Here is a 20,558-nt window from a genome sequence, read left to right as displayed (position 1 = left end):
CTTTCCCCTTCTCCCAGCCGGGAGACATTACGGGAAAATTCCCACTTTGGCTGGTCCAGTTTCCAGGGATCAGGTCAGAAAACCGCTCCAGCGGCTAGAGGCTCCGAGCCAGAGGGATCCGATTTGAAGCAGGGTTAAGAGAGGGTGAAGTGGATAGCCTGGCTACCGATGCGGAGCCGGACCAAGAAAAAGGGCCGCCGATGGATCAGCAGCCCGAAGGTGGGACATACGTCCTTCCAGAGGGAACGACGCGAGCGGGAGGAACGATCGCGTCCTCACCGAGATGGTGCGCCGAACCGGCTGGTGTCACCCGGCCGAAAGCTGAGCTGGCATGCGCCAAGCGCAGCCGTCCGCTCCTGAATCCCCAGCCGGAGCTCGCTGGACTGATTTCTACCGGCCGGGATGGCGTAGCTAGCTGCGCAAAGCGCAGCACACCGGTGCCGGCATTCCCGTCTTGCAGTGATTACCAAAGCTTCTGAACGACAAATCCCTTCCCGGTCTTCGTCCCACCCGTGGGCGGCTTGGTGTAGACCAGTCGCCTGTGCCAAGGGCACCAGCTGGATCCAGTATGGGTCCGAGCGCCACAGAAGATCGCCTCCGCGCCTTCGTCTGAGACAACGAACCGGCACTGTTGCGCCCGCAGCTTGAACAACGTGGTTCTGTCTCGAGGGGAAGGCTCGGGGAGCTCAATCTCAGGCATGGCGATCCGGTGCGCAGTGACAGGGGCAGACTCCTAAAGGCGGAAATCCAAATGAGTTCCGAGCCGCTCTGCTCTTGGCTGCCCGTCGAAGACCCGCATAATGGCTGGGGGTGGGGACTATAGCTCAATGGTTAGAGGCGGCCGCTTATAACGCTCCTGTTCCCAGGTCGAGTTCGGGGCGGCCACCTATTAAAATCAATGATCTAGATTACCCTCCAGCCGGCGTGTCCGTGGGCCGGTACGTCAGGGGGTATCTGACCGAGAGGCTGGGCTACTGAGGTAAGATGGGATGTGTGTCGTCAGGGTCGACTGACACATCTGTGATGGTTTCTAGCACGGTCCCAGCTACGATCGGCAGCGCTCCTAGTGAGATGGTGATGGCAGCAGAGCATGCTGGGCAAGCATAGGCCGTGCCACTTTGTAGGGCGCCAGAGCTTTCAATATCGACACTGTAGCATTTCACGCTCAGCAGTGGCTCTGCGCAATTTGGGCACTTAGCTGACATGGCACACCCTCGGACATTTGGTTCAAGTGAACCGCACTACTACCATCAGGTCAAACGCCGTGGTTCGTAGCGCAGCCCAAGCAGCGCCCGACCCTGATCATGGCTCCTGATCGTGATGCTGTAATTGCCAAGACCCCTGAGTGGATTGAGCTTCATCTGATGTCTGGTAAGAGCCCTCATGACCTACAATCTGATTCAACTCGCGCCCGGCGCCTATAACCTGCTCATGAATGGGAGTGTCATGGGAAGCGTGGTGCGCAAAAGCTCCCATCGGCCTTACACGTGGACGGCCGAGCTGCTTGAGGACCTCCCTTCAGATCAGAAGCCAGCGCCCTTTACCAGGATCTCTGTGCCTGGCTCCGTGAGCCGAACGTGAAGACCAATAACTCGCGTGGGGACTCCTGGGAGCGTTGAGCACCCGGGACGAGATCCGGCCAAGGTTAATCCGTGTTCAGCACTGATTCAGCACCGGCGGCGCATCTTTAGGCACCGGTTGCCCGACCGTACTCCCGGCCAAGCCCAGGAACCTGGATCCCTCTCAATCGCTCGACTTGGCCGGGTTCAATTTCTTGGCATCTCAAGGGTTCGGTCGCGAATTTTCGATGAAGACAGAAAGAGGGCTATTCCACCCGCAAGCCTCACGCGGCGAGGATGTTAAACTGCTCGACGAGGGATGGCTGCGGATTCCAGACGTACTTCGCCTGCTGTTTGCGCATCACGTGAACCATTTCGATCCCGCTGAGAGTCGCGCGGGAGGATTCCAACTTCGGCTCGTCTCCGGTCCAGTGGCTTGGTTCGCCAGCCGTGCGGTGTCAAAGTGAATGCGCAAAGGCGATCTGTGAAATCCAATCACAACGGCAAACGCATAGGAACGCCCGATTGTTGATCGGGCGTTCAGAAAGCAGGCTGTTAGCGTCTGATGTTACTTTGCACGGGACGTGGACTTTGCCGGGGCAAACGTCGACTGCGTGACCGCGCGAAGGGCATTGAACGGCGCGAAGCTGTCCTGAGCCAACTTCTTGTAGAGTTCGCCGGTCTTGGTCGACTGAGCAACAAAGCCCTCGTAGGCGCTCTTGACGTAATCGTTCTGGATCTCGATCACTTTGTCGAGCGCCTTGACGCCAACGAGCTTTTCGAAGGTGGAGGCAGTCTGCTCGAACGACTTCTTGACGTAGTCGGTGGTCTCGACAGCGATCGCCTGAGTGCCGGTGGTGGCAACCTCAAGAGCCTTCACAGTCGCGGTGAAGCTGTCTTTGCCGAGCTTCTGAACAGTCTCAAACGGCTGGTTCATGGTGGTTCTCCGAAACAGGCGCTGGGCCCAGTGTAAGATGCAGCCGCTGACAATTCGGCTGCTGCTTGATTGTGCATCGCACCATATAAAGTCAAGCTAAATTGTGCACTGCACAATTGGATGATTTGGGCCGTATTGCCGCATCTTTCAGCCAAATTAGCTTGGATGCTTGTCATTTCATGTTGCGCCGCCATATGAATGGCAGCGCTTGTTGGCGACGGTCGTGCCTATGTTGCACGCCGCAGTGCGCGAAGGCTGCGTGTCCAGTTGTGCGTACGTCTCTCTGGCGTTCTTTCAGTTCCATAGAGGGATCTAGCTTTGGACCGCTGCAGGCGCTGTACGGTCGATGATGCCGGATCCTCTGCCCTTTCTGCGAGGAATAATGATCAACCGAACCATCGGCCAAACTCCGCCTGATAAAGCCAACGAACTTTTTGCTCAGCTCCTGGGCACCGCCAATGATGCTGCCGAGACCCGCGAACAGTTGCTCGCGAGCCTCGCCCATGAGCTGGATCTTCTAGCCAACTTGCAGGAGCAGCACCTCTTTCCGGTGCTGGAGAACCACCCGGAGACGGCCATCCTCGTCCATGGCGCGCGTGATGACAACCAGCAGACCAAGGCTCTCCTGGACGAACTCACGGCCACGCCGAAGGACGGCGATACATTCCTTGCGAAGGTCGAGGAGCTGAGGAAGGTATTCCAGCAGCACATCCGCAACGACAAGAACGAGTTGCTGCCGGTGGTGCTGAAGGTCCTCAGCGCAGATGAGGTCGAGGCAGTGGTCGAGAAGGTCGAGGAGGAGATCGCCGAGGCCACCCGTGCTTCCGGCGACCAGCCGACCCGGCGCCAGAGAGCTAAACGCACACAGCGTACAAGCGGCAATCTGCTGGCGGCGGTTGAGGTCATTCCGGCAGCAGTCCAGGACGTGGAGCAGAAGATTCCAGCGACGACCCAGGCCAGCCTGCCGGTCGCGTCCGAGATCGTCGATCGTGCCACAGAGGTGACCGCTCGTCAGGCTCAAATGACATCAAACCTTTTGGATCACGCGCCACACTATGTGCAGGCCATCGCCCGCTCGAACAGGATCTTGGCCCGCGGGGCAGGCACGATCGCGCTCGAATGGTTCGGCCTCAGGCAGGAACGTTTGCTCAAGAACTTGGATGGCATAAACGATCTTCTGGCCTGTCGCTCCATGCTGGACCTCGTGAACCTCCAGGGCTCGCTCGTGCGGCAGAATGTTGAGCAGATGATCGGCAATAGCCAGCGTCTCGCGCAGGTCTCGACCCAAGTTGCGCAAGAGGCCACTCAGACGATCATGTCTCCGACGGCGGGTCAGCACATCTTCTGACACAGACTCGGTCAAAGCACTCCCGGCGCAAGCGCCGGGAGCGCGGAGAGGTCGTGTCCGTCGGGGCCACCCACTCTCTTGGCCCGCTGTGTCATATTAGATAGAGCGGCGGTGCCGAGACTCCGGACTGGTCCCTTGAGCCAGGGCCTACGGTCGAATTGATCACCAAGGTAAATTTGACCTGAAGCCAGAATGACCTATCACCTGATCCAGCTGGCGCCCGGCGCCTATGACCTCCTCCTGCACGACAACGTCTTGGCCAGTGTGGTCAGGAACGGCTCGCACCAGCCGTACACCTGGACGGCCGAGCTGCTGGAAGACTTGCCACGTAGCAAGCGACCCGCTCCCTTCCGGCACATCGAGCACGACTTCCCGTCCCTGAACGAGCTGTGTGCCTGGCTCGGCCACCCGACGGTGCAGACCAACAACCGCCATACCGCCGCTCAAGGCTTATGAGAGCAAGGCAGCAATTTCGCTGCAAGCGTTCAAGTCGCATTGAGGAGGACTGAGATCATTTCCGCACCGGTGCGGTTTGCGCAGAGTGCAGCCATCGCCACAGCCGCGGGACAACTTTCCATGCGCCCGGTGCGGGGGTGCCCCGCGCGCGAATACGGGCTCAATTCACGCGAGATTCATCAGTGTCGGATTATCGTGCTGGCTGACCAGACAGCATGAAGCCCCATGCTCTCGCCGAAATCTTCCAAGCACCCATGAGCCCTCCTCCTTCCGCTTCCGCTGTTGCGGATTGCTCCTCCATCGCAGACGGCGCCGCTGCACGACCAAGTGCAAGGAGTGGCGCTCCTGCCAAGGACGCGACCTTCACCGCCATTGGCCTGGCTCTCCTGTCGACGGTCTTCTTCGCCATGGGTGATGTCACCGCGAAGGTGCTGACGGATACACTGCCTGCGATCGAAGTCACATGGCTGCGCTACGTCGTGTTCTGCCTGGTGGTTGTGCCGACCGTGTTCGCTGCCCGCGGCACGACGGCGATGCACACGCCGCGCCTGCGCCTCCAGATCATCCGGGCGCTCGCCGTGGCCGGCTCATCGGTTCTCTTCATCCTGGGGCTGGGGCATCTCCAGGTGGCCGAGGCAACGGCGATCAACTTCATCTCGCCAATTTTTATCACCGCCCTCTCGATCCCGCTCCTCGGCGAGAAGGTGGGCATCCGACGCTGGGGCGCGGCAGCAGTGGGCTTTCTGGGCGTAATGCTCGTGGTCCAGCCTGGCGGCTCGGCCTTCCAAATGGCCGCCCTGCTGCCGATCGGCGCGGCACTTTCCTGGGCCATAGCTGCCATCGCCACCCGTCTGATGAGCTCTGAACGGCCCGAGGCCACCTTGGCGTGGTCAGCTGTCATCGGGCTGATTGCCCTGACAGCCTTCGTGCCTTTCCACTGGCGGACACCCACTGCCGGGGAGATCGGCCTGGCTGTGCTGATGGGTGGCTTCTCGACCATGGGGCACTGGCTCATCATTCTGGCCTACCGTAAGGCCGCAGCGTCCACCATTGCCCCGTTCTCCTATGTGCAACTTCTGTTCGCCGGGCTGCTCGGCTTTGGCGTGTTCGGCACCGTTCCAGGAACTATGACCCTTGTCGGAGGCCTCGTGATCGCGGCGAGCGGCCTCTACACGGCCCATCGTGAGCGCATCAGAGCCCGGGAGGCGAGGCTTGCCGCTGCCGGGATCCGTCGACCTTAATTTGCTGGTAGGGCCCCGTTCGAGAGCACTGCTCGATAATGCCGCTTGAGCAGACCAGGGCCTTGGAGACTATGTGGGGCGGAGCGTTTGTTGGAGCAGGGCAAGCCAGCCCTGAGGTTCGACGAGGAGCCCGGGAGGGCAGTACATCCGTGCCCGTCCCGGGGCTCGTCGACAGCTGTCGGTATAAGGCAGCTGAGGTCAGAGTGAGCTGATTGGCCCGAGGTGACCAGCGGCCCAAAAGGAGCGCGGCAGCGTGGCGCAGTGCCCAGCAGGTCGGGCTCTGAAAGGAAGCGCCCTGGCCGAGGTGCTGTCTAAAACCTCAACCAGGGCGCTGGTGTGCCAAGGGAATGACGCACGTCCTCGATGTAGGCCGCTCAAGGTGGTCGACAATCCCACACTCCAGCCATACCGCGGCGGGCGTAGCTCAATGACATGAGCTTGCTAACGGTGGCAGCCGTTTCGCATCCCATCCCGCAATTTGTTGGAATGACCGATCCTCAGATCTTCACCGTTCTGGTGACGCCGTTCCTGTTCGTCCTGACCTGCAGCATGGTGGTCTTCAGCAGTCGGAAAATCAAACCCTGGAAACCCACAGATCCGCCCATGTCTGTAACAAGGTCGAACTCCTACGTGCGTAAGCCGCGCAACCGATCAGCGTCAGCGAAACGGACTGGGACGACAGAGGATTAGTGCACTTCGTCCGGCTCGCGGCCTTCGGCACTGTCAACCAATGGAAGGCATGCCGAACCATGCTCATGTCTAGGGTCAGGTCGTTTCTGCTCCCGATGAACTAGGAATACCGACGATCAGCCGTATCAAGGCCGGCCGTGTGTCCCGCCGGCTACAGACACCAGCGGGAAAATCCGACAGAGAAACACCCGCCAAGCGGCGCGATTGCTCGTCCCTCTGGCGCTTTTTCAGAACCAGCTGATTTCCTGAAGGTCTTCACCATGCGCCAGACCGATGTCGCAGTGCCGGATTTTTCTCCTGTGCCGGCACCCACCTTCACCTCTGCCATGATCAGATTTGTTGCCTCGCTGGGCATGCTGATCGGCTTGAGCCTGCTGCTGGCCAGCCTCTGAGGGCGATCCTCTGGCGGTTGTGCTCTTTTCGGTACAGCCAGCCCTTCATCCTTCAGCCATTCTGATGGGGTCCATGATGGAGCGGCTGGGGGGCCGGTCCTCCCTTGAACTCAAGCGCCTCTGCCATGCGGGGCGCTTCTCTTTGTCCAGGGTGCAGACGGTCGCCTGAAGCAACTTTTGCTTTTTCTCTCAAGGTTGTGCCCTAGGTTAAGGGCAGGGCAGACGCCCGTCCATGAGAGAGGCCCCACTGCGTGTCCATTCAGCGCCTGTTCGTCCTTGCTCCGTCTGTGGCGCGCCTGATCTGGAAGGAGGGGGGAGGCGAGCGCGTGCTCGAGGGCTACTTCCCTGATCAGCCTCAGCGCAGCGCGTATGTGCAGATCGAGGAGACTCGCAGCAGCCTGAACCTTGAGGCTGATGCGGATGGGAGGTCCGAGGAGCGGGCAGACATCCCGTTAGCTCATGCGCAGGTCCTGCTCGCCGTCAGCCAGGGCCAAGTGGAGTACCTGCGCACCAGTCTCTCGATCGGCTCATACGAGATCCAGGTTCTTCACTTCATCAGGCCATCCCCCCTCGACCTTGTGGCAGGGCCCGTTCCATCAGAGGACGAACAGGCTTTCTATCCTTTGCCTTGGTTCGGCCCGGAGGTCACAGAAGACCGTGATTATCGAAGCCGCTCCCTGGCGCTGTCCGGATTGCCGCCAGCCCCTGAGGTGGAGATCACAGACGCGGCACTCAATAGCCTGCTCGATGCCCTGGAGGGCCGCCTTGGAGCACATCAGCCGCAAGCGACGGCTCCTCAGCCTGTTGCTCCTTCGAAACCCGCGGAAGCAGACGACGAGGACGATCAGGATAATCTTGCGATCGAGGACAGCGTCATTCGGGAACTCGCCCGGTCCTTGAGCCCTCGCCAGCGCTGATACGCCCGATGAACGCTCAATACAGTTGCGGGGCAGGTGGCCGCCCCTGCGGAGCCGCCAGATTGAGCTCCTACGGACGTGACTAAGCTGTCTTCAGGTCCACGGCGGATTCTTTGCCGGAGCGGCGGTCAGCCTCAACCTCATAGGAGATCTTCTGGCCCTCAGCCAGGCCACGCAGGCCAGCACGCTCCACGGCGCTGATATGGACGAACACGTCCTTGCCGCCGTTGTCCGGCTGAATGAAGCCGTAGCCCTTCTGCTCGTTGAACCACTTCACCGTTCCTGTCGCCACGAAGCTCGTCCCTCTGTTGAAACCGCCGAGGTGAGAGGATCTTAACCGCCGAGTGCCGAGAGTGTCGAGCGCCCCTATCAGCACTCCCTGTGTGCAGTGGGGCGGCCTATAAGCAACAGGCCGAGGACGAGGAGCGCACAGCTCGAAATGTGGCCCCTTATCCGGAGCAGTAAATGCTACGGACTTTCGCGTAGACGGCGACACGAAGCGCGATGTTACCTACTCGTGCAATATCCGCTCCTGCCCGTGGAACGCCGCACCCAGCAACAGAATGGCCTCCCTCTCGTCGTTGCCTGTGGGTGAGGTGGCCGCCTAGTCCTGAAGCTTGTTCGTGAAGGCTGATGCGTACAGCCTCCTCCATGAAACGGCTTCCATTGTAAACGGTCTTAGCGACGCCCACGGAAAAGCCCTATGCTAGGCGATGAAGGGACTAACCATCTCAGATGGAAACTCTGAGGGGCGAAGATCAATCACTTTGGAGCTGCCGGTCTGGCCGCGGGAGCCCTTGGCCTTTCGCAGGATCGACTTGATGTGTTCCTTCACAGCAGCCTGATCTGTCCCTACAGCAGCCGCGATGTCGCCGGTCTGCTTGCCTGCTGCAATCAGGAGAAGAATATGGGCTTCCGGGTCTGAAAGCCCGTGGTTCGGAGTCTGATTCAGGTTGGACGCCGGCCGTGACTCGTCCGCGTGTAAATGCCTAATTTGAGTGTCCAGCTTAGCCATCCCATCCCCCAGCCAGAGGGATTAACCCCTCGTTAACCTTTGTCTCTTGTGCAGAGGCAACGTGCTATTGCCCTTCAGTGGTAAGGAGGCGTCCCCTGCTACTCTTTGGAGAGCAGGGCATAACGAGCAGCGGTTAGGCTAGAGTGAGAGTGGTCACTCGCTTCTGAAAGACATCGCTTCCAGCTGGCCTGAACTCTTCAGGCTCACTGCTCAATTCAGTGCACTCGCCAAGGACACCCAGAGCATATGCTGTAGAGGAAACATGCATTTAAACCATGAATTAGCAAAATACTCTCCAACCGCCTGTTGTGAGAGCATATCTTTGCTCCTGTTGCTTGGGGTGTGGACAGGCGTCCAGCGGGACTCTGTCGCGGAAGTATCTCTGGCCATATGCGAGCAGCCTCACTCTCCACTTAGTTCAGAAGAAACCGGAGGAGACAGGCAATCCTCAACCAAGGCATCTGTGGTTCTGTGCAAGCGTAGAGAAGCCTACAGCACGATGATCTGATCGGTTTAGTAAAGATCCGTTGCCGTTATGGTTTCCTCAATGAATACTCAGTAACAATGCCGGAGCCGGGGAGTGTGCTCGCAGGATCTACGGCCAGAGCGCAGAAGCTCCCGTAGGGCAACCTAAGAGCTACGGGTATTGCCTCACGGGCGGGAGTAAGCCACAGTGTCCTGGAAGGACATGGCCCTGACGCAAAGGGCTCGCTCCTGACATCGGTCAGAGCCAAAAAGCCAAACGCCTCGGCTGAGGAGATCGGGTTCAAGCTCATCTAACCGCCGCGCGAGGGCGAGGAGGCGGTCGGGCAGAGGCTCCTCCTCAAGCTTTCCGTACATCACGCGAAGCTGCTCGCCGAACTTGTCCCGTACAGCCGAGGAGGTACGCGGGTCTGTTTGGATCAGACCGGATCGAGATGCTGACGGGCGCTTTTCGGTCTTGCTCATGCGTGGGAACTCGTGAGCTAAGCTCCAGTCCCAGAGGCTAAGCGATCATCGTCGCTGGTCGAGAACGATAGGGTGTCCGACTAAACGAGTTCTTAAAGCGAGAATTTTCATCGGACGACTAGCGGTATTCGAACTGCCGTTCAGGGGGTAGCCGCAGCGGAACATTGCGACTGAGGAAGCCGCGAGAAGCCTGCTCCAAGGTAGTAAAAGGGTGCTGTTTTGAGCGAAGCCAGACACGTTGCTCGTACAATTGCCATAAAATCCCGCTGCCTTGCACCCTAGAGACCCTGAACAGGGACACCGTCGCAGGGGGATTCAGCGGCCATTCTTACCAACAGCGAGAGTGCTCAATGCAACAAGCCTTGCTCCCGACAGATACCCCAACAGCTCCGTTTTCCCGCCGATCCGTAAGCATCCCAACCCGAGAGCCGAGTTCCTACGACCTTCAGCAGCTTGGGGAGCGATTGCGGGTGTCCTGCGGCCCAGTCGAAACTTTCCTCCCGGCTCGGCTGGCTGAGCTTGTGGAGCGGCTCGCACGGCAAGAGCAGGCTGGGAATTAGGCTGCGGCTGGTAGCTGATACCTCGGGTTCGGCCTCAATCGGAAGTTTTGCTCTCTACCTTGAACATCCTAGTACTGGGGAGCGTAGATTGGCGGGCGCAGGTCTGCACTGTTAAGATTAGCCAGCCGAAGATCAGTCTCTCCCAGTATTTAGACCATCGGCTGAGCACTTTGGGTCAGTATCTGAACACGTGTGTCGGGATTCAGACAGACAAGGTTCCTGCAACCTGTTTACCTTCTGCTAACATGAACGACCAGGCAGGGGGAACAGATGACTGCGCAAACGCTCACGCCTATTAATGATCGCTCGTCGGACACTGATTCCCTGCCCGTCAGCCTGATCCCAGCCAGCCCTACGGCTCTGCTCTGCGACAGCGCATTGCTCCATACGGGGCTTGGGAGCATCCTGAGGGACACGCCGTTTGCGATTGCTGAGGCAGCGTCTGTCACAGGGCCAAAGCGCCTCCAATACTGTTCTCCCAATACAGCCTTGCTGATCATCGAAGCCAGCCAGAATACCCATCGTGTGCTTGAGGTGATCCAGCAGGTGAGGGAGCGGACACCTGACACGCGAGTTGTGGCTCTGGCGGATCAGTTTAACCTCGGCTTCGTGCGGGCAGGGGGCGAGGCCGGGGTCAATGGCTTTTGCCTAACCGCCGCTCGTCCTGAAGTTCTGATCAAGTATCTGGAAATGGTTATGATGGGCGAGAGTGTTCTGCCCTCTGAGGTGCTGCGCTCGATCGTGGCTGCGGCTCCTCAACAGCAACAGCCGCCGCTTCAGAACACCACAGGACAGCCGACCCTCTCTGACCTGAAGGCTTGCAAGCTCTCGGCGCGAGAGGCCCAAATCCTTGGCTGCCTCAGAGAGGGAGCGCCCAACAAGGTCATTGCCCGCAAGCTCGATGTCACGGAAGCCACTATCAAGGTTCACGTCAAAGCCATCCTGCGCAAAGTCGGCGCAGCCAACCGAACCCAAGCGGCGATGTGGGCTTCGCAGCGCCTGCCGCAACAAGGCGGAACCTCTGTGAATGGATGAGGTAGTAGCGTCGGAGGTCGCGGTTGTCGATAAAGTGCGCATACACTTCCACGCTCCGGGGTCGATGAAGAGCTTTTTCGAGGGCGTGGTCAGGCGAGTGGACGTGACCACCCCTAACGGGTGCAACTTTGTGGTGGAGGTGACCCATGAGATCATTCTCGACCGTGAGCATCGCGTCAGGCCTGGTTTCCAAGACTATTTTCGCTACGAGGACCGGAACGACTTTCAGGGTCGGATTGAGGTACTCTCGACCCCGGAACAGGAGGGGGTGGAGAACGATCAGTCCAGTCGGAACACAGGGCTGAGATTGGTTGAAGTCCTGGCTGAGATCACCCAAAAGCCAGAAGCTGATCACGACCAGCATCTGGTCCACCTTGAGGGCCAGGAAGTCCGCCGACATAGGGGCTTAATCGCCACGCTTTTCGGGCGGAATGAATAAGCAGCAACCCGCTTGGCAAAAACAGCAGACCTGAAGCCTTGTTTGTCGGCTTCCAGACAGACATCAGCGGTGTGCTGTGATTGATACCGCGCGGCGCATGAGCGGTAACAGATCACTGGCGTAAGCCAGAAGTCTACTTGCGGCTGGTTCGTGGCTTTGACAGAACAAGCTACCTAAGAAAAAAGGCCGCTAAAAAGCGGCCCGAAGTTTAGGGAGGAAACGCCCAAGAAGGGCAGCAACACTGCGACGTCAATCGCCGTGTTGCACTGCAAAATATAGTTCTTGCCTGAACAGTAGGCAAGAACAATTGGGCAGCATGGCTGCCCATTCCTGTTGCTGCTGATATGCGGTAAGAGCATAAGTGAACTGGCTGCTGCTGCAATTGGGTTGGTTTCTGTTCGTGCCCCCCAAGGGCTCAGAACACTTGCCGCACCATAATAACACAGCCATTGTTGATCGAGGCGAGGTCAGCACGGGGGCGGCTTATGGGCCAGCGGATGCCACCGAAAATGGTCTACACTCTGTCTTCCGGCGTCAGCACGTCCTTGAACGAGACGCATAATTTCGAGGCAATCTTCCGGATAGCTGCCACGAACCACCTCATGCTCGTCCGCTTTCGGAGCCAAGGCTGTCCTGCTGTTGCCGTTGACTGGGAGCACGATGAATACACCTCAGACGGGCGGTTGGTCGCCCGTTACCAAAGCTTCGAGCGGCTTTGTCCTTCAGGTGAGCGACAGAATGGCTGGCGCAAGTTCGACCGCACCGGCCAGTTGGTGAGCGAGACAGACAATCTCTGTTAATCACGCTGGGTGCAGAGAGTAGGGCATGACAAGAGATAGGCGGCAGGTAAGCTCAAACTGCGTTTGCCGCCACGACTGCATTTCGTCACTCAGCGGGCGTCATCCGCACGGTCGGTCCTGGAGCTACCGAAGTGACTGGACGGAACACGAAGTAGGCAAACAGCAGCATCGCGGCGAGTACGATCAGCGAGGAGATGGCTGCAATCAGCTCGAAAGCCGCATACCCCAGGTGTAGGGCGGCAACGGCGACCGTGAGGAGAACGGTTCCGACAGACCAGACCCCAACCTGGATTAGGGCAAGGCGGCTGGTATCCAGGGTTGGGCGGCGCTCGTAGTAGATGCCGAACAGGAAGAGCGATACCCACCCGAGCAGGTTCAGATGAGCGTGGGCAGGCATGATGGCATGGTTCTGGGATGCCGCCATACCGATGCCCATGGCAATGCCAATGATTACAAACAGAACAGCCAGCCTGAAGCTGAGTGATGAAGCCGTCATGATAAGTTCCCCCCTTCGTTTGTGACCCAACGCTTCAGGCTCTGAGTCTGTATTCATATTGCGCGTTTGTCTTCGAGCGTCTGATGCACTCAGCCCTTGCAGATTGGGCTCGTCAATCGCGCTTTAGGATAGCTTCCAGTTCCCGCACGTAGTTCTCTCGCCGTTCAAGGTGACGGGATTTGAGCATGGCCAGGGCACTATGAACAACGATCTGTCGGATCCCTGTCGCTATCCGGCTCTACCGTCATCGCCAGTAGCCACACCATCACAAAGAAGACCCCAGCCGAGAGGGTAAGGGCTCTCCACCAGGGCCAGCTCCACGCTTGGGGCGATGGAGGTTGTTCGGGCTGATACGCAACGCGCGCGTTACCTGCATCTCGATAAGGCCAAGCTTAACGATTCGTGCAAATCAGCAATGGCGTGGAACTTAAACTTGGCTACTACATATGGGCTTCGCAGGCGACAGTATGGGACAAGCCATGGATGCACCACCTAACAAGCTCATGGGCAAGTTGGATTGGGCGCTGCTGTTCGGACTTTCCATGCTTTGGGGAGGTTCATTTCTCTTCACTGAGATTGCCATCAGAGAAGTGCCCCCGCTGACAATTGCGTTTGTGCGCCTCGCACTTGGAACGCTCATCCTAAACATCGTTCTGCGCGTTCTGGGACACCCCATTCCTGCCACGTGGCATGAGTGGCGCGCACTCGCAGTCATGGGCATGATCAACAGTATGATACCTATGAGCCTGATTGCATGGGCACAGACGGCGATAGGGGCGGGCTTAGCCTCAATCATCGCAGCTACGTCTTCCTTGTTCGGCATGGTTGCGGCCCACTCTCTCACCACTGACGAAAAGCTGAGTGGTCACCGGCTCCTGGGAACGATGCTTGGGTTCTGCGGCACGGTGGGTGTGATTGGACCCTGTGCTCTTGCAGAGTTCCGCAGTGAAACGACAGCGCAACTCGCGGTCCTGGGCGCTGCCATGTCGTCAGCCCTGGGAGGGGTGTTTGGCCGGCGGGTTCACTCCATGGGCGTGACCCCACTCGGGATCGCCACTGGACAGGTGACCACTGCGTCTATCCTGCTGCTTCCCCTTGTTTGCGTGCTCGACAGACCTTGGGCACAACCCTTTCCTGGGGCCAGTTCCATATCGGCGCTGCTGGCTATGGCGGTGCTCTCAACAGCATTGGCTTACGTGATATTCTTCCAGGTTCTGGCCCGTGCAGGGGCGATGAACATCCTGCTTGTAGGCTTTCTTGCCCCTGTCAGCGCAGTTATGCTTGGAAGTCTGGTGCTGGGAGAGGACCTAGAGCTTCAGGATCTCGCTGGCATGATGGTGATCGGAATAGGCCTTCTGGTTATCGATGGTCGGCTAATCCGTGTCTTCAGACCCACTGGAAGTACAGACAACCAGGTTGTCTAAGCAGGCATCAATGTCACGGATGAGCCCAATCCTCGGCCAGGTACTAGGAGAGGTGCTGCGCGAAGTGCTTGTTCATCTCGAACATGCTGACCTTGTCTTTGCCACCAAAGACCGCCCGCAGCTTGTCGTCCGCCAGGATCTCGCGCTTGTTTGCAGGGTTCTGCAGATTGTTGGCCTTGATGTACTCCCATACCTTGCTCACCACCTCGGTACGGGGCAGGGGAGATGAGCCGACAACGGCCGCGAGTTCATTCGAGGGTTGCAACGGGTTCATCAAGGCTGGGTTCGGCTTCTTGTCCGTTTTGGCTTCTGCCATTCTGGAACTCCTTTTTACGCTGTGCTACCCCTGCAGGGGGGAAGGGGGCCGGACCATGGCGGCCCAAGACTGAACGGTTCGTTAACTGCGCCTTGGTCATTCAGCTAGCGCCGTTTGCTTTTTGGCTTTGCCATCATCCGCAGCATCGCTGCTTCAGCTTGCGCTCTGGCATCCGCATCATGGTTGAGGCTGCGAACCTCCGAGGGCTCATCCTGATCACTCAGACCGTTCTGGCGTGCCCGCCACTGCTTGGCCTGAGCAGATGTTGCGGCGGCTTTGGCTAACTTCTCCAGGCGGTCCAATTGAGGCGTACTGGCCTGCGCCGTCTGCTCGGTCTGATCTTCTTCATCCTTTGGCCGTCCTGCCATACGCGATCCTCTCCTCATGCTGAGGGTCTGCCGCCGCGCTCCTTATGCTGCGGCCACACGAATGTGACTCCGTGCTGGTGACCCTGGCTCCAGATTACTTGGGCATCAACCTGCAGATTCAAGGATGGGACCTCCAGCATGAAGGTCGCCGGAAGCACTAGCTCCTCTGGGAAGGTTAATTGAGCTCCACCCGCTGAAAGGTTTTGCACGGTGCAAGTCAGGGGAGGTGACCCACTTCCAGCTAGAACCTTGGCTGTTATAGTCGTCGGACGCCGGTGGTGCCAACGCTGATCACTGCCATCAGACATGACTTCGTTCGCGAATGACCGCCTCCTTACGATGCACTCGATAGTTATCGAAGCCTGGGCTGCTTGGTTCCATGATGAGGGCTGGTGCCCCCTCCAATAAATTCGCATGCCACAATCTCGCCAGGACTTCAGGCATGACCGGCAGGTGCGTTCTGCCTCCTCGTCCTCGGCTGCCGTCCTCATCGGGAAGGCTTCCCAGTTAGGAAAATCAGGTTAACTTCGTATCCACCATGCCGGTGTGAGGTGGACTGATGCGGAAGATCCATCCTGGATTGCCATCGCCATTCTTATGGGACCGGCCGCCCTGATCATGGGCTATCAGAAGGTTTCCGAGCATCTCGTCTCGGTATTACCCCATGACTCTGATGCAATGAGTCTTATCCGGAGCGCCTATGAGACACACCCAGCCGCCGAAGCTTCAGCGAACTGTGCAATGCCATCACTATGTGAACTGGTACGAGGCCTGCCTGGCTGCAAACAAACAGTGCGATGTCCAGTGCGCCTATGAGCTACTGATCGAGCTTGACTTCTCGCCACCTTGAGTGAGGCAAGTTCCAACGCATAAAATCACCGTGACGACTTCAACAGCCGGATAGAACTCTACTGGCGCTAGAGGGCGCTTGCACGAAGCGCAATGCCGCCTATCTGGCCGGATGGACGCCGCGAAGTCTGATCATGCCGTCGGGATATGGTTTGAAATCCGCAACACGATTCGACACTGCATAAATGAGAGGCGAATAATACGTGTAGATGATCGGCAAATCGCTCTGCAGGATTTCCAACGCCTGGTTGTAGAGGCTCTTGCGAGCCTCGACGTCCGGCGTGAGCCGCGCTTCGTTCAGCAGGCGGTCCACCTCCGGGTTGCAGTATTTGGAGTCGTTCTGGGTTCCTTTGCAGGTTACAAACTGATGAATATTACCATCGGGATCGATCCGGCCCGACCAGCCGCTCAAGGAAGCCTGGAAATTTCCTTTCTGCATTTCTGCGAGCATGGCAGAAAACTCCATCGGACGTAGGCTGATCTTAAACCCGGCCTCGCCTGCCATCGCCTGGATCATCTCAGCCAAGGAAGCCGTGATGGTCGTATTGCCAAAAGATAGCTCGAAGCCAACTTCGGGCTGCTTGGCTTGAGCCAGCAGAGCCTTAGCCTTTGCCACATCGCGGGCCGTAGCCGGATACTGCTTGTCAAAATAGGGGCTGGCGGGCGGGAATGGGTGCTGTGCAGGATTATAGAGCCCATGGCCAATAACTTCATTGATGACGTCACGACCGATAGCTGCCTGGAAGGCCTGGCGCACGAGCTTATCTTTGCCCAAGGGGCCGTCGGCCCGAGGACCAGCTCCCACGTTGATCACGATGTTTTGGAATCCGAGCCCCAACAGAACCAGGAACTTCAGGCTCTTGTCGGCTTTCACCGCCTCAGCATCAGACGGATTCAGACGCTCCACAAGGTCGAGATCACCAGCTCGAAGATTGGCGAGGCGCACAGTGGTATCCGGGATCGGACGGAAGACCACCCGGTCATACTGATAATCCTTAGCGTCCCGGTAATCTGCGAACTTCTCCAGTACGATCCTGTCGTTCTGGACGCGCTCCACGAAACGGTACGGTCCGGAGCAGACCGGCTTACGGCCGACATCCTCACTGTTGAAAGTCGCCGGTGAGAGCATCATTCCTGCGCGGTCGCTCAATTGTGCTAACAGCGTCGCGTCCGGTTGCTTCAGGTACAGCACGACGGTTGAAGGATCAATGACCTCCACTCGGTCAATGGATCCCAGCTCCCCCTTGCGCAGGCTGTCCGGCAACGTAAGCGCCCGGTCCAGGTTCGCTTTGGCAGCCGCTGCGTCGAAACTCGTGCCATCGTGAAATTGTACGTCGGTGCGCAACTTGAAAGTCAGTGTCTTGTTGTCGGGGCTCCACGACCATGAGCTCGCAAGCTGTGGGGCAATCTCCAGCTTGTCCGTGACATCAACAAGCTTGTCGCAAAGTGAGGTGAAGACCATTCGCCCCACTGTGGTTCGGGCACGATGAGGATCAAGGATGTCGGCATCTTCCTGCACACCGATCCTAAAATCGGCTGCCAGGGTTATCTGACTTGTAAGAATACCGATTGTCAGAATTGCTAAGAATCCTCTGCGCATCATCACCGCTCCAGCGTTCTTCATCCCATAAAATGCAACAGTCACGTCTGGCCTCAACCTTGGTTATGGCCAGATTAGAAGACGACGCTGTGGGAGACCGGCGTCAGCGGGCGTGACTGCTTTCAACAAATCTCTACTCTCCGGATAGAATAGTATTGGCTGAAAATCAGGCTAATGGGACTTGGTGCGCTCAACTTCGATGCATTTCCGGATTGAAGTCAATGCTGACTTACAAAATCCGACCTCAGATCCGTGTTACAGAGTCGATTGAGATCGGGTTGGACAACTGATCGCTCGCATCCTCCGCCTGAGCAAATATCGTGCGGACGACATCCATCCCTTCCACAATCTGGCCGAAGGCGGCGAAGCCTTGTCCATCCGGATTGCGGCGTCCGCCAAAGTCCAGGTCAGGCTGGTCTCCGATGCAGATGAAGAATGCAGATCCGGCGGTTCCCGGCGCGAGACGCGCCATTGATAAGGTTCCATCGAGGTGACGCAGCCCTGTTGCGGCGGTGGTTTCATGAGCGATGGGCGGAAGGGGATCTGCTTCTTGTGTATTGGATCTGGAAAGGCCGAACTGAACCACCTCGATCTTTGCCGGAACCGTGTCAGGCTGATTGGCAAGGGTGACAATACGGTAGATTGACGAGTTGGTGAGGAGGCCCTTCTCGACCCGAGTGAGTAGATTGGCTGTGGAGATAGGCGCTTCCCTGTCGAATAACTGCGCTACAAAACGCCCGTACTTCGTCTCGAAAGCGACCTTGGGGTTACTACTTGGCAGTGTCTTATGAGCCATCGTAGAGCTTATTCCTTAGGACGTTGTCTTTGATGCAAGAGAATGAGAATAAAAGTTGCTCTCAGGTCGAGCTACTCGGGGACCCTAAGCCACCAGGCGGGCTTTGTACCCCGTGACCTTATGATGTCGTCCAAGAGCGACCTCTTCGCAATAGGAATTTGTCAGGTCGTTTGACAGGAACTTTGTACCCAATGTTATGGGTGGCGGCCATCTCGCGACAAAACTGCCAATGTCGTTCAAGGTGGAAGTAGGCGGCCTCTGCCCTCTGCGCAGGCTCGGCCCTCAGCAAGGCGATAATCATCCGAGTTTGAAATTGAGCAGAATTGGTAACGCAGTGCCTGGAGGAGGTTAGATCATCCGTCAGGCGTTGTGGTTGGTTGCCGGGCAGGGCTCGTTCGACCTCGGCTTCCTGTCTGCACCTCACGCCACCCGAGGATGTTCGCCTGTACTGTCCCGCCCGTTGTCGTGTTCCGCCACTCCCCGTTTATGCGCTCACACAAGAATGGAAGGATGTAGGTTCCAACATGATCCTCAGCCAAAACCTGCACGGCCAGTCCAGAGCTTGGATATCCGTCGGTTATAAAGTCCTTTAGACGAGCATTTCGTGTCACCATGCACTCGTTCCAACCAATGATGCGCCTGCAAATCAGTCTGTCGCTGCTATCGAGAGGACTGGGATACCCTGGCCGACTAAGGTGACGATGAACATGCGCCAACACCTAACTCAGCCTCGCCTAGAATTTGAGCAGAAGGGCTGATGCTCTGGACCCGCTGGATGTGCCACACGCCTTTGAGGAAGGCGACCGCGCGATCTGCTGTCTCGCCATTGTTAGCGACTGAGTAGACCAAGCAGCAGAGCGATCGCTGCGCTGGAAGCGAATCCAAGTATCTGGGTGTGTTTGGGGTTCCGTTTTCAGTCATCAACCACTCCATCCGGCATATTCCAGAATCGTGACCTAGATTGCGAGCCTGAGCCCGGCTCGATTACTACGCGATCTCGAATCAAGTGCGTAACGTCGAATCAGCCGAAATCTGGCTTTTACATGCGAATTGACTCGGCCTTTTCAGCTAAATGATTCTATTCAAAGAAGTATCCCACCGCTGAATCGATCTATTGTGAATGGATTCTTGACGCGCGACTCCACAGCTAACCCAGAATCGGGCATCACTCGAAACGGCACGAGTGTAACAGGTGGATGCCATGCCTGATGCAAAGCAGACCGAGCGCGTTCAACGTTTCCGAAAGTCCCGCAAAGAGCGCGGCGACCGGGAGATGAACGTCTGGGTTCCTGGACTTCTCGGCGCTGCGATCGACCATGCCGTCGAGAGTGGCCGGTTTAAGTCGCGTCAGGACGTCATCACCCATGCCCTCGAGGCCATGTTCGCCGAAAAGGATCGGAATGTCGTGACGTAAACCAGGCAAAGCAAAAGGCCCACGAAGCTGGAAACTTCGAGGGCCTTTGGAGACCCACCGAGGGGTGGCCAAAAGGAATGTGTGACAACATCCTTATGCCATCCCGACAAGCTGAGTGTCAAGAGCATCGGTTTCGGTGAACGCTCCCGCTTTGCCCTCACACAGGAGGGTACGATGCAGCTTGCATCGTCAGGAGGCCGGCGGCTGAGACATGCCGCTCTGGCCGCAAGGAAGCTTGCGCTCGAAGACGGGCGCACGGTCACACGCAAAGAACTCTCGGCCGCGGCTCGCGAGGCCGGCAAGGCGCTCGACCTGAGGCCGGCCCAGCGGGCGGTGCTCTCCGAGCTGGTGGCCTGCTGGGGCGAGCAGGAGTGGGAGCGGCTGCTGGTCTGGCCGTCCAACGACTACCTCATGAGCCGCACCGGCCTAACCGAGCGGGCCATCCGGCGCATCCTGCGCCAGCTGGTCGACCTGCAGCTGATTGCGCCTAAGGATTCGCCCAACGGCAAGCGCTACGCCGTCAAGGATCTCGTGGGCCAAGTGATCGACGCCTTCGGGTTCGATCTGACCCCGATCTATGCTCGCCGGGGCGACTGGGCGGTGGTGCTCATGGAGCAGAAGCAGCTTCGGGAGGTGCAGAAGCGGGCTTTCGACGAGGTCACGATCTGCAGACGAGCCGCCGAGGAGGCCCTGAGCGCCCTGGCGGAGCATTTCCCGGACGTGGATCGCTCCGAGGTCGAGGCCCGGTTGAAAGCTCTCCAGGCCCGCACGCCAGCCCGTTCGAGAATCACGCTCCCAGCCGATCTGCTGGACGCCTGGCAGCTGTTGAGAACTGAGGTTGAGGAAGTCTTCTATGACGCGGGCAAAGCCGGACTCGGAGTCCTCCACACTAATAACAACAACGGATCTCCTAGTGAGCCTTGTAACAAGGGCTTTCCGAAGAAAGCTGAGGCGGTTC

At 58.2% G+C, this 20,558-nt stretch carries 22 protein-coding genes and 1 pseudogene; 11 read left to right on the top strand and 12 right to left on the bottom strand.

Going from position 1 to position 20,558, the window contains the following annotated elements:
- Positions 1–463 precede the first annotated feature (463 nt).
- From IC232_RS33520 to IC232_RS29585, 3 genes and pseudogenes are all read right to left on the bottom strand, one after another.
- Positions 464–700: a GcrA family cell cycle regulator gene (locus IC232_RS33520; protein ID WP_190848524.1), complete on the bottom strand. Its 237-nt coding sequence runs from the start codon at positions 698–700 to the stop codon at positions 464–466.
- Between the two features lie 1,143 nt (positions 701–1,843).
- Positions 1,844–1,957: pseudogene (locus IC232_RS29590) on the bottom strand (IS6 family transposase); the annotation flags it as partial.
- A gap of 170 nt (positions 1,958–2,127) precedes the next feature.
- A complete protein-coding gene (locus IC232_RS29585; protein ID WP_190848523.1) occupies positions 2,128–2,496 on the bottom strand; it encodes a phasin family protein in 369 nt (122 codons plus the stop codon).
- Positions 2,497–2,878: 382 nt separating this feature from the next.
- On the opposite strand from IC232_RS29585, the gene IC232_RS29580 reads away from it, so the two are divergent.
- From IC232_RS29580 to IC232_RS29565, 5 genes are all read left to right on the top strand, one after another.
- Positions 2,879–3,844, top strand: a complete 966-nt coding sequence (locus IC232_RS29580) for a phasin family protein (RefSeq protein WP_190848522.1) — start codon at positions 2,879–2,881, stop codon at positions 3,842–3,844.
- A 192-nt stretch (positions 3,845–4,036) separates the two neighbouring features.
- Complete coding sequence (locus tag IC232_RS29575) at positions 4,037–4,300, top strand: hypothetical protein (RefSeq protein WP_190848521.1); 264 nt, start codon at positions 4,037–4,039, stop codon at positions 4,298–4,300.
- 215 nt (positions 4,301–4,515) lie between these two features.
- The gene (locus tag IC232_RS29570) at positions 4,516–5,541 is read left to right on the top strand and encodes a DMT family transporter (protein ID WP_246812488.1); all 1,026 of its coding nucleotides are present in this window, start codon (positions 4,516–4,518) and stop codon (positions 5,539–5,541) included.
- Positions 5,542–6,491: 950 nt separating this feature from the next.
- Positions 6,492–6,623: a hypothetical protein gene (locus IC232_RS33015; protein WP_281413448.1), complete on the top strand. Its 132-nt coding sequence runs from the start codon at positions 6,492–6,494 to the stop codon at positions 6,621–6,623.
- 251 nt (positions 6,624–6,874) lie between these two features.
- Complete coding sequence (locus tag IC232_RS29565; protein WP_190848520.1) at positions 6,875–7,540, top strand: hypothetical protein; 666 nt, start codon at positions 6,875–6,877, stop codon at positions 7,538–7,540.
- Positions 7,541–7,622: 82 nt separating this feature from the next.
- On the opposite strand, the gene IC232_RS29560 is transcribed toward IC232_RS29565, so the two are convergent.
- The 3 genes from IC232_RS29560 to IC232_RS33515 all read right to left on the bottom strand — a co-directional run bounded on the left by IC232_RS29560 (position 7,623) and on the right by IC232_RS33515 (position 9,503).
- Positions 7,623–7,832, bottom strand: coding sequence for a cold-shock protein (locus IC232_RS29560; RefSeq protein WP_161726479.1), 210 nt, complete (start codon positions 7,830–7,832; stop codon positions 7,623–7,625).
- A 414-nt stretch (positions 7,833–8,246) separates the two neighbouring features.
- Positions 8,247–8,555 carry a helix-turn-helix transcriptional regulator gene (locus IC232_RS29555; RefSeq protein ID WP_190848519.1) on the bottom strand — a complete coding sequence of 103 codons (309 nt, stop codon included), beginning with the start codon at positions 8,553–8,555 and terminating at the stop codon, positions 8,247–8,249.
- A gap of 651 nt (positions 8,556–9,206) precedes the next feature.
- Positions 9,207–9,503, bottom strand: a complete 297-nt coding sequence (locus IC232_RS33515) for a NepR family anti-sigma factor (protein WP_190848518.1) — start codon at positions 9,501–9,503, stop codon at positions 9,207–9,209.
- An 830-nt stretch (positions 9,504–10,333) separates the two neighbouring features.
- On the opposite strand from IC232_RS33515, the gene IC232_RS29545 reads away from it, so the two are divergent.
- The 3 genes from IC232_RS29545 (at position 10,334) to IC232_RS29535 (ending at position 12,337) form a co-directional block, all read left to right on the top strand.
- On the top strand, positions 10,334–11,098 hold the full coding sequence (locus tag IC232_RS29545) for a LuxR C-terminal-related transcriptional regulator (protein ID WP_190848517.1): 765 nt from the start codon (positions 10,334–10,336) through the stop codon (positions 11,096–11,098).
- Positions 11,091–11,537 (top strand): hypothetical protein, encoded by a 447-nt coding sequence (locus IC232_RS29540; RefSeq protein WP_190848516.1) that lies wholly within the window; start codon positions 11,091–11,093, stop codon positions 11,535–11,537. Before IC232_RS29545 ends, IC232_RS29540 begins: the two co-directional genes overlap by 8 nt.
- Before the next feature lie 509 nt (positions 11,538–12,046).
- On the top strand, positions 12,047–12,337 hold the full coding sequence (locus tag IC232_RS29535; RefSeq protein WP_190848515.1) for a hypothetical protein: 291 nt from the start codon (positions 12,047–12,049) through the stop codon (positions 12,335–12,337).
- Positions 12,338–12,422: 85 nt separating this feature from the next.
- Here the strand turns inward: IC232_RS29535 and IC232_RS29530 are convergent, their stop codons facing one another.
- On the bottom strand, positions 12,423–12,833 hold the full coding sequence (locus IC232_RS29530; protein WP_190848514.1) for a hypothetical protein: 411 nt from the start codon (positions 12,831–12,833) through the stop codon (positions 12,423–12,425).
- A 479-nt stretch (positions 12,834–13,312) separates the two neighbouring features.
- Between IC232_RS29530 and IC232_RS29525 the strand changes: the two genes are divergently transcribed.
- Positions 13,313–14,257, top strand: a complete 945-nt coding sequence (locus tag IC232_RS29525; protein WP_190848513.1) for a DMT family transporter — start codon at positions 13,313–13,315, stop codon at positions 14,255–14,257.
- A gap of 43 nt (positions 14,258–14,300) precedes the next feature.
- On the opposite strand, the gene IC232_RS29520 is transcribed toward IC232_RS29525, so the two are convergent.
- From IC232_RS29520 to IC232_RS29500, 5 genes are all read right to left on the bottom strand, one after another.
- Positions 14,301–14,573, bottom strand: coding sequence for an SWIB/MDM2 domain-containing protein (locus IC232_RS29520; protein WP_190848512.1), 273 nt, complete (start codon positions 14,571–14,573; stop codon positions 14,301–14,303).
- Positions 14,574–14,677: 104 nt separating this feature from the next.
- On the bottom strand, positions 14,678–14,941 hold the full coding sequence (locus IC232_RS29515) for a hypothetical protein (RefSeq protein WP_190848511.1): 264 nt from the start codon (positions 14,939–14,941) through the stop codon (positions 14,678–14,680).
- A 14-nt stretch (positions 14,942–14,955) separates the two neighbouring features.
- Complete coding sequence (locus IC232_RS33510; RefSeq protein ID WP_190848510.1) at positions 14,956–15,249, bottom strand: PilZ domain-containing protein; 294 nt, start codon at positions 15,247–15,249, stop codon at positions 14,956–14,958.
- Positions 15,250–15,890: 641 nt separating this feature from the next.
- Positions 15,891–17,390 carry an ABC transporter substrate-binding protein gene (locus tag IC232_RS29505; protein WP_190848525.1) on the bottom strand — a complete coding sequence of 500 codons (1,500 nt, stop codon included), beginning with the start codon at positions 17,388–17,390 and terminating at the stop codon, positions 15,891–15,893.
- 244 nt (positions 17,391–17,634) lie between these two features.
- Entirely contained in the window at positions 17,635–18,186 is a 552-nt protein-coding gene (locus tag IC232_RS29500) for a peptidylprolyl isomerase (protein WP_190848509.1), read from the bottom strand.
- 1,201 nt (positions 18,187–19,387) lie between these two features.
- On the opposite strand from IC232_RS29500, the gene IC232_RS29495 reads away from it, so the two are divergent.
- Together IC232_RS29495 and IC232_RS29490 are read left to right on the top strand one after the other, a co-directional pair.
- Positions 19,388–19,600: a hypothetical protein gene (locus tag IC232_RS29495; RefSeq protein ID WP_190848527.1), complete on the top strand. Its 213-nt coding sequence runs from the start codon at positions 19,388–19,390 to the stop codon at positions 19,598–19,600.
- 174 nt (positions 19,601–19,774) lie between these two features.
- A partial coding sequence (locus IC232_RS29490; RefSeq protein ID WP_190848508.1) for a helix-turn-helix domain-containing protein occupies positions 19,775–20,558 on the top strand: 784 nt, incomplete at its 3' end.

The sequence above is a fragment of the Microvirga sp. genome, assembly GCF_014699075.1.
Taxonomy (GTDB): Bacteria; Pseudomonadota; Alphaproteobacteria; order Rhizobiales; family Beijerinckiaceae; genus Microvirga.
The sequence above is the reverse complement of the archived record's forward strand: the minus strand, read 5'-3'. Positions and strand labels throughout refer to the sequence as shown.

What these genes read in the sequence shown, in the direction of transcription:
- IC232_RS29585 (WP_190848523.1), bottom strand. Translation starts at nt 2,496, where the DNA reads ATGAACCAGCCGTTTGAGACTGTTCAGAAGCTCGGCAAAGACAGCTTC.
- IC232_RS29545 (WP_190848517.1), top strand. Translation starts at nt 10,334, where the DNA reads ATGACTGCGCAAACGCTCACGCCTATTAATGATCGCTCGTCGGACACT.
- IC232_RS33015 (WP_281413448.1), top strand. Translation starts at nt 6,492, where the DNA reads ATGCGCCAGACCGATGTCGCAGTGCCGGATTTTTCTCCTGTGCCGGCA.
- IC232_RS29570 (WP_246812488.1), top strand. Translation starts at nt 4,516, where the DNA reads ATGAAGCCCCATGCTCTCGCCGAAATCTTCCAAGCACCCATGAGCCCT.
- IC232_RS29555 (WP_190848519.1), bottom strand. Translation starts at nt 8,555, where the DNA reads ATGGCTAAGCTGGACACTCAAATTAGGCATTTACACGCGGACGAGTCA.
- IC232_RS29520 (WP_190848512.1), bottom strand. Translation starts at nt 14,573, where the DNA reads ATGGCAGAAGCCAAAACGGACAAGAAGCCGAACCCAGCCTTGATGAAC.
- IC232_RS29515 (WP_190848511.1), bottom strand. Translation starts at nt 14,941, where the DNA reads ATGGCAGGACGGCCAAAGGATGAAGAAGATCAGACCGAGCAGACGGCG.
- IC232_RS29580 (WP_190848522.1), top strand. Translation starts at nt 2,879, where the DNA reads ATGATCAACCGAACCATCGGCCAAACTCCGCCTGATAAAGCCAACGAA.
- IC232_RS33515 (WP_190848518.1), bottom strand. Translation starts at nt 9,503, where the DNA reads ATGAGCAAGACCGAAAAGCGCCCGTCAGCATCTCGATCCGGTCTGATC.
- IC232_RS29540 (WP_190848516.1), top strand. Translation starts at nt 11,091, where the DNA reads ATGGATGAGGTAGTAGCGTCGGAGGTCGCGGTTGTCGATAAAGTGCGC.
- IC232_RS29505 (WP_190848525.1), bottom strand. Translation starts at nt 17,390, where the DNA reads ATGCGCAGAGGATTCTTAGCAATTCTGACAATCGGTATTCTTACAAGT.
- IC232_RS33510 (WP_190848510.1), bottom strand. Translation starts at nt 15,249, where the DNA reads ATGTCTGATGGCAGTGATCAGCGTTGGCACCACCGGCGTCCGACGACT.
- IC232_RS29525 (WP_190848513.1), top strand. Translation starts at nt 13,313, where the DNA reads ATGGATGCACCACCTAACAAGCTCATGGGCAAGTTGGATTGGGCGCTG.
- IC232_RS29575 (WP_190848521.1), top strand. Translation starts at nt 4,037, where the DNA reads ATGACCTATCACCTGATCCAGCTGGCGCCCGGCGCCTATGACCTCCTC.
- IC232_RS29535 (WP_190848515.1), top strand. Translation starts at nt 12,047, where the DNA reads ATGGTCTACACTCTGTCTTCCGGCGTCAGCACGTCCTTGAACGAGACG.
- IC232_RS29500 (WP_190848509.1), bottom strand. Translation starts at nt 18,186, where the DNA reads ATGGCTCATAAGACACTGCCAAGTAGTAACCCCAAGGTCGCTTTCGAG.
- IC232_RS29495 (WP_190848527.1), top strand. Translation starts at nt 19,388, where the DNA reads ATGCCTGATGCAAAGCAGACCGAGCGCGTTCAACGTTTCCGAAAGTCC.
- IC232_RS29530 (WP_190848514.1), bottom strand. Translation starts at nt 12,833, where the DNA reads ATGACGGCTTCATCACTCAGCTTCAGGCTGGCTGTTCTGTTTGTAATC.
- IC232_RS33520 (WP_190848524.1), bottom strand. Translation starts at nt 700, where the DNA reads ATGCCTGAGATTGAGCTCCCCGAGCCTTCCCCTCGAGACAGAACCACG.